This is a genomic window from Paenibacillus sp. 01T422 (assembly GCF_056398785.1).
Window position 1 is genome coordinate 1 of the sequence record NZ_JBFTQB010000211.1, and the last position, 10,925, is coordinate 10,925.

At 41.0% G+C, this 10,925-nt stretch carries 11 protein-coding genes; 1 reads left to right on the plus strand and 10 read right to left on the minus strand.

What is annotated here, in order from left to right; translation table 11 throughout:
• Positions 1–63: 63 nt before the first annotated feature.
• Positions 64–600 carry a hypothetical protein gene (locus AC1DUA_RS13975; RefSeq protein ID WP_477500339.1) on the plus strand — a complete coding sequence of 179 codons (537 nt, stop codon included), beginning with the start codon at positions 64–66 and terminating at the stop codon, positions 598–600.
• A 24-nt stretch (positions 601–624) separates the two neighbouring features.
• Here the strand turns inward: AC1DUA_RS13975 and AC1DUA_RS13980 are convergent, their stop codons facing one another.
• The 10 genes from AC1DUA_RS13980 to AC1DUA_RS14025 all read right to left on the minus strand — a co-directional run.
• Positions 625–786, minus strand: a complete 162-nt coding sequence (locus AC1DUA_RS13980; protein WP_477500340.1) for a hypothetical protein — start codon at positions 784–786, stop codon at positions 625–627.
• A complete protein-coding gene (locus AC1DUA_RS13985) occupies positions 783–911 on the minus strand; it encodes a DUF2568 domain-containing protein (RefSeq protein WP_477500341.1) in 129 nt (42 codons plus the stop codon). The genes AC1DUA_RS13980 and AC1DUA_RS13985 overlap by 4 nt, the downstream gene beginning before the upstream one ends.
• A gap of 51 nt (positions 912–962) precedes the next feature.
• Positions 963–2,774, minus strand: coding sequence for a cache domain-containing sensor histidine kinase (locus tag AC1DUA_RS13990; protein WP_477500342.1), 1,812 nt, complete (start codon positions 2,772–2,774; stop codon positions 963–965).
• A gap of 15 nt (positions 2,775–2,789) precedes the next feature.
• Positions 2,790–4,226 (minus strand): response regulator transcription factor, encoded by a 1,437-nt coding sequence (locus AC1DUA_RS13995; RefSeq protein ID WP_477500343.1) that lies wholly within the window; start codon positions 4,224–4,226, stop codon positions 2,790–2,792.
• Positions 4,227–4,385: 159 nt separating this feature from the next.
• On the minus strand, positions 4,386–5,960 hold the full coding sequence (locus AC1DUA_RS14000; RefSeq protein WP_477500344.1) for an extracellular solute-binding protein: 1,575 nt from the start codon (positions 5,958–5,960) through the stop codon (positions 4,386–4,388).
• Positions 5,961–6,074: 114 nt separating this feature from the next.
• Entirely contained in the window at positions 6,075–6,905 is an 831-nt protein-coding gene (locus AC1DUA_RS14005; protein ID WP_477500349.1) for a carbohydrate ABC transporter permease, read from the minus strand.
• A gap of 56 nt (positions 6,906–6,961) precedes the next feature.
• Positions 6,962–7,912 (minus strand): ABC transporter permease, encoded by a 951-nt coding sequence (locus tag AC1DUA_RS14010; RefSeq protein WP_477500345.1) that lies wholly within the window; start codon positions 7,910–7,912, stop codon positions 6,962–6,964.
• A gap of 36 nt (positions 7,913–7,948) precedes the next feature.
• On the minus strand, positions 7,949–9,199 hold the full coding sequence (locus AC1DUA_RS14015; RefSeq protein ID WP_477500346.1) for a sulfatase family protein: 1,251 nt from the start codon (positions 9,197–9,199) through the stop codon (positions 7,949–7,951).
• Positions 9,200–9,251: 52 nt separating this feature from the next.
• Positions 9,252–10,151 (minus strand): carbohydrate ABC transporter permease, encoded by a 900-nt coding sequence (locus AC1DUA_RS14020; protein ID WP_477500347.1) that lies wholly within the window; start codon positions 10,149–10,151, stop codon positions 9,252–9,254.
• Positions 10,152–10,163: 12 nt separating this feature from the next.
• Positions 10,164–10,925, minus strand: a 762-nt coding sequence (locus AC1DUA_RS14025; protein ID WP_477500348.1) for an ABC transporter permease, incomplete at its 5' end; no start/stop codon positions are given.

Sequence of the window (10,925 nt, forward strand, 5' to 3'; positions counted from 1 at the left end):
CAATAAGTGGGTTTTATTCTCGCTCAACTTCTGTATAATTATGGTAAGGAGCGTGATTATATTTTGAGATTAAAGATGACCCAGCAAGAATTTGACTTATTAACAAAAGACGTACTATGTAATGTTTGTTTCGAACCGTTGATTAGAGCTTATAAAGAAAGAGTCACAGAGCAATCAATCGAGAATAGCGCCATAATCCGGGAACAATTTTATCAAGAGCTAACCAATGGTCAGAAAGCCTTATTTTCCTTCAAAGTGTATTATAATCATGCTATTAAATCGCTAGCCGAGTTTTATTGGTGGAGTGCATACATTATGGCCCAGCCAAAAGTATGGCTAGCCATCAAATCAGGATTAACTTATTTTAGATGCGACAGAATGCTCAATATACTAGAAGATGTGGAAGCGACTCTCAAGGAATCTAAGCATCCGACCAGTCTGGATGGATTTAATGTTACACGTGAAGATATTATGCGTGACAAGGATCTACTCTCCTCGATTAGTTTATTACATGTTGCATTTAACGGAGCCGCCGCTGCAACATTGCAAATAATAAATGAGAGTATTCAAAACAACCTCAATGAGTTCATTGAGGTGTAATTATTGCAATGTCCTACGAATGGTTCAAGCGTGATACTTTCCGATAGGTGCATTCAATACCCACTCCAGAATTTCAATTTTGGAACGAATATCTTTGATTTCATCAGCGTTTTCTGCTGAATCAAGTCGTTGCACGGTTTGTTCCAATTGATTAATCATACGCTTAACTTGATCTTCAGTTCTCATTTGCATACCTCCAAATTAATCCTTAGAGAGAACCTAGCTTTGGGGGAGATAAAAAGCCCCCAAAGGATTGCAACAATAAGTGGAAGCCCCACGGCGAGGAGGATTCTCGCAAGAATCCTGAACATAATGGTTACTCCTTTTGAGATACCTTTCTCAGTATACCCAAGTCTACCCAATTAGATAGAAGGAATTCTAACGATCACTGTAGTCCCCATGCCAATCTGACTCTCAATTTCTACCCCGTAGCTTTCTCCAAACATCAGCTTAATCCTGTTATTTATATTGGAAAGGCCGATACTTTTTCCATCCGGGCTGTTTTTCACTCGCTCCGAATAACCCATGTTCAGCTTCGCTTTAATACTTTCGAGTTCATCATGGCCGATCCCTATCCCAGAATCCGCCACTTGGAAGCAGACATCTCCATTCGCATCAATATGACCGTTAACACGTAGATTTCCACCTGCATCCCTACGTTCAAGGCCATGATAGACAGAATTTTCAATGATGGGCTGCAAGACCATTTTAGGTGTTTTCATGTCCAGCAGCTTGTCATCCATATGTACTTCCATTGAAAACTTGTTTTCATATCGAATTGATATAATATTCAAGTATGCCTGGACACACTGAATTTCTTCGCTTATCCGAACAAGCTCATCTTCTTTAATGCTGTATCGAAATATTTTTGACATAGAAGAAGTAATCTGTGCAATTTCCTTGCTGCCATACTCAAGTCCGATACTGCTTATGCAGTTTAATGTATTATACAGGAAGTGCGGGTTAATTTGGCTTTGCAAAGCCGAAAATTCAACTTGCTTTTTGCTAATTTCTGACTCGTATAATCTTGCCTGCGTATTCAATATGTTGCTTGCCATCTCTTCCATTTGGTCAATCATGCTGTTGATATCATAAGCTAGAACACCAACTTCATTCGTTGAGCGCACCTTGATCCGAAAGCCCATGTCCCTTTTACCGATTTTTTTCATATCAGCTACAAGACCCATGACAGGCCGAGTCAAATTATTCAAGAAGAAATATCCTAAAATAATCAAACTTAGAATGATACCGATTCCCGCTATAATGCTCACATTTTTGATAGCGTTCATGTCGGTTGTCAATTCGTGCACTGGAATAATGCTTACGATCCGCCATCCGTCTGCTTGCTCCAGGTCTTTTTCCTGCACGATGACGTCTTCCCCGTTTATATTGGTTTTGACGCCATTGGTTAAACTGTCCCGATCTACAGAGAGGATATCCTTGAATAAAATGCCGCGGAAATTCACATTATTTGAGGCAATGACTTCATTTCGGCCATTTAGTAAATACAAAGTAGAGTTAGGCGTTAAATCCGTATTTTTAACAAGTTCTTGCAGCCTTTCCGTATTCACCATAACAGAGCAGTAGCCGGTTTGTTGTGAGAACCGAACCCCGCCAATAGATTCAATAATAGGTGCTATATAAAAGAAATATTCGCTTCCTGTTTTTTCGTCTTTTAGAATATCTGTATACGTTCCCTTTTTAGCAGACTCGCTATCCTGTTTATAGGACTTAATAAATTCATCATATTGATTCGAAAAAAATATATCACCATTTGCCGTAGCTAAACTGTATATTCGTCTTCCATCTTTGTCATTAAGAACAATGCCATTCACATACGAATTAAAAGACCTCATATACTCCATGAGATCAATGACGTAACTCCCGATATCAAATGCTCTCTTATAATCATCATCTTCAATTGTAAATTCTTGGATTTTTTTATTATTAACAACGATATTTGTACTCACTTCTAAATCATTAAATACGGTATCGATCTTCTGGCGTGTTTGCTCAATGATTTTATTTCCATAATTGGAAGCCCTTTTTTGCGTCAGATCATAGAAGCTGTAATAGAAATACAACTCCATTGTGGTAAATATGATAATTGAAAATAAAAATATGAGTAAGATCTGATGTTTGAGCTTCAGTCTACTAATCTGCAAAATCCCCACTCCGATCGCTAGCCATCAACTTTTTCTGAATTTCGTAGGCGTGATCCCGCATTGCTTCTTGAACACTTTGTTGAAGTAATAGTAATCTATGTACCCTACTTTCGTGGCAACTTCTTCAATGGACAATTCTGTATGTTTCAAAAGCTCACAAGCTTTTTTTACTCGCAATTCAGTGACGTACTCCGAGAAGGTTTTACCCAAATTCTTTTTGAAAAACTGGCAGCAATAGACTTGATTAATGTAAAATTTAGCAGATAAATCTTTGAGGTATAGCCTGGACTGAAAATGATTGTCGATGTATTTAACCATCTGGCTAAAATAAGTGTTGATATCACCTTCATTAACAGTATGACCGTTCAATTGTTTGATGTATATCAAAATGTCATATAAAAAACTGCATAAGGACTCGAAGTTCTCAAAGCGCTCCTTCAGTTCCGAATAATTCAGGAAATCAAGCTCCATGTCTCGCAACTCTTCATAATAAGTGCCAACTAGCACACTAACCACTTGATTCCATAAGTAGACTACCTCTCCCATGCCTAAGTGATTATGCCTGAAAAATTCCCCGACTCTCTCAATGGTGTAATCCATTTCATCAAACTTATTCTCCTGAATAATTGTGGAAATTTCATCTATAAACGGCTTAACAATCGTTAATCTTGGCTCGTATTCAAACACACCTTTTTCTTCATCTAAAAATATTTGTGAGGCAGCGAGATCAGATTCCTTAATCAGCTTCGCAATATGATCATAATTGGATGAAATGCTGCTGATTCCTACCGCTTTTATATCTAATCCACTGAAAACGGTGTGATCCTGAACATTTTCCAAATCCGCTTTTTCACTGCTTTTGAGAATATACAGCATTTTTCTTGATCCAAAATCTATTTCCAATGTCTGTTTACGGTCGAAAAATTTTAAGTTCTTATAATCCTTGTTCTCACTATTTGCGTAAATAATCACCACACGAAAGTAATCGTCCGAAGAATGATCAAAAAATGGCGTTAAACGACTTAATTCACTTTTATCCGTTGAAGTCAAAGCCTCTAGGATCAGGTTATTTCGAACACTTCTCTTCTTAGTAAAATGCAAGGCCAGCTTTTCGATTAGCGGATCGGCCATATCAATATCTATGGGCTTGAGGAAATAATCCAGCGCCCCATATCTTAAGGCCTCCTGCGCATAGGCAAACTCAGCGAAACCGCTTACAACTACAAACTCAACATCCAATTCCTTTTCTTTGGTCATCCTCATGAGCTCAAGACCGGAAATTTCGGGCATTCTAATATCGGTAAAAACTAGATCAGGGCACTCTTCGTCTATAAATTCGATTGCCTTATGGACGCTTGTGAATTGGCCTGTTATTTCGAAACCGTATTGCTCCCAGTTAAAGACATTCCTTATACCTTTTATCGCCCACGGTTCATCATCTATAATAATAACACTGTACATAAGTACCCCCTAGACAGCTGATTCTGCCCTAATCTATTTCATTCTATCTACTTAACAGCAGGATAACAAGATTGCTAGGCGTTCCACTAGAAAGGCCTATGGACATGTTCTGTTATGTCCATAGGCTTTTATTCCATATATGTTTTTTCTAATTAATTACTATTTCTTAGTTGCTTGCATGGCTTTGTATATTTTCACATTTTCATCCATAACAGCCTGCCCGCCAGCTGCCATATACTCTGCAACCAATTTGTCATACAAACCGTCGAATTCTGCAGGCTTACAGACGATAAGTTTATCCGTCATTTGTTTGTTCAGATCCCCGAGTGTTTTGCCAAACTTAATATTGGACTCATTAGGCGTATCAAAGTAGAAGCCTGTGTAAGTATCTGTCGTATTGATCTGGTATGATTTCTCAGCAACAGCCTCATATCCCGGAGCAGAAGCCGCTAGAGCCTTAATATTCTTCTGTTGATCTCCAAGCTCCACACCATTTACTACCAGCGTGTAATCTAGATTTAGATAACTCGTTTGCATATTGTCACCGGTTTGAGTAATCACCTGCGGAATATCATTAACCATCTTGTGATTAACGCCGTCCTGACCGTATTGCAGGAAGAATAATACTTTAGGGTCAGCCATCCAGTTCAGGTATTTGATTGCCAAATCTGCATTTTTACTGCTTTTTGGGATAAAGACATTCACGCCATTTTCATTGTACGCGATTTTCTTATATTTCCCTTCATCGTTTTTAAAAGTATCAATTGGAACAAAGCTCGCAGTTGGCACATTTGTTTTGAGCGGCTCACTGATATTTTGTCTTAGCGGATAATCCCAGTTTGCACTGAAGAATCCGACTTTACCGTTCGTAACATCAGCATCCGCTTGTTTGGCTGTTTTGTCTAAAGCAAAATCAGGGCTGATTAATTTTTCGTTATAGAGCTTGTTGAGGAACTTTAGTGTATCCTTGTTTCCGGGTTTTAGCCAGCCTGGCGTTGTAACGAATTCTTCATCTGACTCTTTCCCCCAGAAGGATTCACTTAAATTTCCAAACCCATAATTCATACCCGTTGCTGCCAATCCCCACGGAATGACACCATTCACGCCTCCTGGATTTTTATCTCTGAAGGCAATTAAAGCATTGTATAGTTCATCTCTCGTTGTAGGAACCGGCATGCCCAATTTATCCAGCCAATCCTTTCGAATGAACATGCCGCCCCATGCCAATGATGTCCTTTTAGCAGGTATCGCCATCTGTTTTCCATTATAAAGTCCATAAGAAAGAACGGTTTTGCCCAGATAATTCGTTAACTCCTTACCGTGCTTAGCCAATAACTCATCCAATGGTTGAATACCATTAATTTTGGCGTATCTGGATACGGTTGCTCCATCATACGTAAAGGATATATCAGGCGCTTCACCTGAAGCCATCAATACATTGAGCTTATCTATCTCCTGTGATCTGGGTACTGGAACGAACTTCACAACCGCATTGTTCGCTTTCCCAAAATTATCATTGATATACCTTGTCCAGGTATTATTGTTCAAGTCCGGCTGCCCTTGAATACCTCTATCAAATACTTCTACCGTCAGAGTAACCGGTGCGCCTGAAGCCGTTGCAGCTGCCGTGGACGTGGACTGGCCTTCCTTCGTTTGATCGCTTCCACATCCTGCCAATGCGCTGGTTACTATTGTTAAAACCGGTACTAAAGCCAACATCTTTTTAATTTTCATATTAACCTCACCTTTTATCACTTTGTCGTTTGGATCATTCCTAGCATTTGATACACGTGCTTCTCAGGAGTTACTGCTATTTCATCACCCCTTTCTAGCCGTCAAACCTATTCCTCACCCCTTAATTGCTCCTGTCATTACGCCTTCAACAAAATACTTTTGGAGTTTAGGATAAACAATAAGGATTGGAACTGTTGCAAACATAACACTAGCAGCTTTCAATGATTCAGGAACAATAAAAGCTCCAACACTGCCTTCGCCTTGCTGGGAGTCTAACTGCTGATTTGCTGTTATGATTTGGTACAGTTTTAATTGCATCGGATACAAGTTCTTGTCTGTAATATAAAAAAGTGCATCTTGAAAGCCATTCCATCTGTCAACCGCGTAAAAGAGGCTTAATGTTGCTATCGAAGGCATGGATAGTGGCAGAACAATTCGCAAGAGAATTCCCAGTTCATTGCAGCCATCTATAGATGCCGATTCTTCCAAGCTCTCTGGTAGTGATGCGAAGAAAGTTTTGAGTATGATCAGATTGAAAACACTCATAGCGCCGGGCAAGATTAAGCTCCACATCGTATTCATCAAATCCAGGTTTTTCACCAAAATATAGCTAGGTATGAGGCCACCACTAAAATACATGGTAATGACTAAAACGGTTAAAACAAAACTTCGTCCCTTTAGTCTCTTCTTTGTAAGCGGATACGCTGCACAAATTGTTAAAAACATACAGAAGATTGTATAAACAATAGTGAGCACAATTGTATAACCAAGTGTATAAATCATGCTTACATCACTTAAAATCGTTTTATAGGTGTCAAATGTGAATTCTACAGGCCAGAGAGCAACTTTCTGAGAAATAATGGCATTGTTCGAACTCAGAGAAAGCGCAATCATATATAAAAAAGGAACAAGGCAAGTAATCGCAACACCCGTTATGAATAACATAATACAACTATCTACGACATTAAATCTTTGTTTTCTAATCAATCAACTCACACTCCTTACCATATTCCCTGCTCACCGATTTTTTTGGCAATAAAATTCGCAGCCACTAAGAATATCAATCCTACAACAGATTGGAATAGTCCAACTGCTGTTGCCTGCGAGAAATCCCCTGATCCAATTCCTATTCGATACACGTAAGTACTGATAACATCAGAGTATTCACTAACGAGGGAATTCCCCATAACAAACGGACGATCGAATCCAATCGAGATCATTTTTCCAATTTGCAAAATAAGTAAAATGATAATTGTCGGCTTAATTCCTGGCAATGTAATATGCCAAATTTTACGAAGCCTGCTGCACCCATCAATATCTGAAGCCTCGTATAACTCTTTATTAATTCCGATAATTGATGCTAAATAGATGATTGTCCCCCATCCTACACTGTGCCATACCCCAACAGCTACATACATGATCAGCCAGTTCATTTTTTGAGAAAGGAACTCGATATGACCCAGTCCAAGGCTAGACAGCGCACTATTCGCCATGCCGCCTGTAGCAAACATGAGATAAACCATACCTCCGATAATGACCCAAGATAAGAAGTGAGGTAAATAAAGAATCGTTTGGGCTACTTTTTTAAATCTGACATGTCGGAGTTCATTCAACAAAATTGCCAGGATGATAGGTGCCGGGAATCCCGCTATCAAATCCAGAAAGTTTAGAACTAGTGTATTCGTAAGCGCACGATAAAAACTTTTCTGCTCAAAAATGAATTTAAATACGTCTAGTCCAACCCATTCACTCCCGCTAATTCCCTGGAAAATGTTATAATCCTGGAACGCCATCAACACACCGTATATGGGGGCGTACTTAAAAATGATGATATACGCCATTGGCAGCAGTAAAAGTAAATATAAGAGAGAATCTCTTTTTATGCTACGTAGGATACTGTTTTTCTTTTTTGTACTTATATTCTCTCTGTAGTCTCCTAAAACCGCTTTCACTTTCATCATCCCTCTTCCCTTACAAATCTTGATCGGTTATCTCTTGTAATCATTATACGTTCGAGAGATTTTAATAAAATGTAATTTATTAAATGAATTTGGTAATAATTTTATTTTAAAAAAACAAAAAATCGGAACCCTCTTGGGGTCTGTGGAATCTCCGAGTAGGAAAGGAGCCAAGCTTCTTCCCTGACAGCCGGGTGGAATTGGCGCCCCTGCCAGCTCAAGTAAGGTAGGCATTACATCAACAAGTTCTACGGGATGGGAGCTTCTTCTTTGTCCCTCATACCCAGGAATGGACATGACAAAAGGAACGTGCGTAAATGAATCATAGAAAAAGTTATGTTTCTGAATGATCCCGTGCGCGCCCATCGAATCGCCATGATCAGAAACGAACAGAATCACGGTGTTGTCAGAGAGCTGCAGCTCATCAAGCTTCGCGAATATGTTGGCCAAAGTATCGTCAATAAAACGAATCATGCCGTAATGAATAGCACGAACTTTCCGAATAAGAGCCTCATCTGCCGTATCCATCGCATCCATCAGATGGGCTACCCGCACCCGTTCCGGCTTCCCTTTATGTGTATCCAGCGGAGGCATTGGCACGTCAGCCGGATCAATCATACTGGCATAAGGCTCAGGCACTTGATATGGCGTGTGAGGATCAGGGAATGACAGCCAGGTAAAAAACGGCTTATCTTCACTACGCACCTGCTCCAAATAATTCAGCATCGTCTCCCCAAGTAAATACGTTCCGCATTTCTCAGGCGGAGCTGGATTAACACCATGTCCGAGCGGAGAGCTCCAGCAATGCTTGACCGCCCATTGATGTGCGGCTTGAACCTCTGGGTCATCGCGATAGCCGTCAACTAAATGCCCATGATCGCCAAGTCTGACGTAATCGAACACGTTCGCAAGTGTGCTCGTGTGCTCTGGTATTCCACCTGGATAATACGATTCTTTCTCGTCCTTCATAAAGGCATGGTTTTTGCCAATTAAGGATGTCTGGTAGCCGTGTGCTTTTAAAACTTGTGGCAATGTCGTTTCTGCAGGGTTGATCAACATATGATTCGCATGCAAGTTCAATGTTGAACAATACCTGCCCGTCATCATTGATGACCGTGAAGGCGAGCAAGCTGGATAATTGCAGAACGCTTGTTCAAAGACAACTCCGCGCTGCGCAAGGCTTTCCAGTGCTGGTGTATGCAGAGCGGGATTGCCATATAAGCTTAACGTCTCCGTCGTTTGCTGGTCCGTTTGGATCAACAGAATATTGGGTTGTGTCATGTGAAATCCCCTTTCCGTGTGTGTAATCAACTACGATGCGACGAGCACCAGCTCATCCTTTGATAGAACCAATCATGACGCCCTGTACGAAGTATTTTTGCACAAAAGGGTATAGGGCTAGCACAGGAAGACTTGAAATGATGATCACGGAATATTTAATGCTTTCTGCCATCATGACTCGCTCGGTCATCCCCGCTCCCTCGAGACCCATATTCTCGGACTGATTAAGAATTAAGATTTCACGCAAAATGAGCTGCAAAGGGAATAATTCCCGATCCTTCAAGTAGATCATTGCGTTAAAATATGCATTCCAGTGCCCTACACCGTAAAATAACACCATGACCGCCAATATTGGCGTCGACAACGGAAGGACGATAGTCAACAGTAGACGGAAATTAGATGCACCGTCAATCCATGCGGATTCCTGCAGCTCGTAGGGAATGCCGTTTTGAAAAAAAGTCCGCATCACGATTAGATTATACGTAGATATCGCTCCGGGCAAAATCATCGCCCATGCCGTGTTGATCATCCCCATCGATTTGATTAATAGATAGGTTGGAATCAAGCCGCCACTAAAAAACATCGTGATCGTGATTAGCACCATGATGAACGTACGCCCTGGCAAATCACGCTGTGAAAGCGGGTACGCAGCCAGCACAGTGAGTACGATATTAACGAAAGTACCAGCCAGTGTGTACAGGAGTGTGTTCCCGTAGCCTTTCCAGATATCGTCGTTCTCAAATACATGCTTATAAGGTTCCAATGTGAACCCTTGCGGCAGCAGCCACACTTTGCCTTCAATGACATGAACAGGATCGCTGAATGAAGCACTTACTACGAACAACAACGGGTACAGGACAATGATCAATACAATCCCCGCAATGATATAAATGCAAGCATCAAAGAGCTTATCGTCTCTCGACCGTATTCCTCTTGATTCATAGGCTGTCATCTTGGTCGCCTCCTACCATAAGCTAGAATCCGTCTTTTTACGAGCCCAGCTATTTACAAGAATGAGCAAGATAAAATCAATCACCGAATTGAACAATCCTGCTGCTGCTGTATAACTGAACTGACCTTGCTGAATACCGTTTTTATATACAAATGTGGCTAGAATTTCGCCTTTGCTGGCATTAATCGGATTCTGCATGAGCAGTACTTTCTCAAAACCGATGTCCATCAGATGCCCTACCTGCAAAATAAACATGATGACAATCGTTGGCAGCATGCCAGGCAGCGAAATATGCAAAAGCCTCTGAAACCGGCTGGCTCCATCCATTTTCGCCGCTTCGTATTGCGTTGGATCTATGCCCATCAAAGCCGCTAAATAGATGATGGAGCTCCAGCCCATGTGCTGCCAGATGTCAGAGGATACGAACACCGTCTGGAACCATTCGGCTTTGCGCATGAACGGAACCGGATCAACGCCGATAAGTGCTAACAGCTGATTCACCTTACCCGTGTTCGGATCGAGAAACACGTTCAACATGCCGACGATGACAACCAAGGACAGAAAATGAGGGATGTAGGTTACGTTTTGCAACCATTTCTTCATCCGTTTGCCGTTGATCTCATAAATCAACAAGGCTAACAGGATCGGAACCGGGAAGCCAAACAACAAGGAATATAAACTCAGTGACAACGTATTCCATAATAATTCCCAGAAATAAGACGATTCGAAAAACCGCTCGAAATGGCGAAGCCCTGCCCAGGGACTCCCCATAAT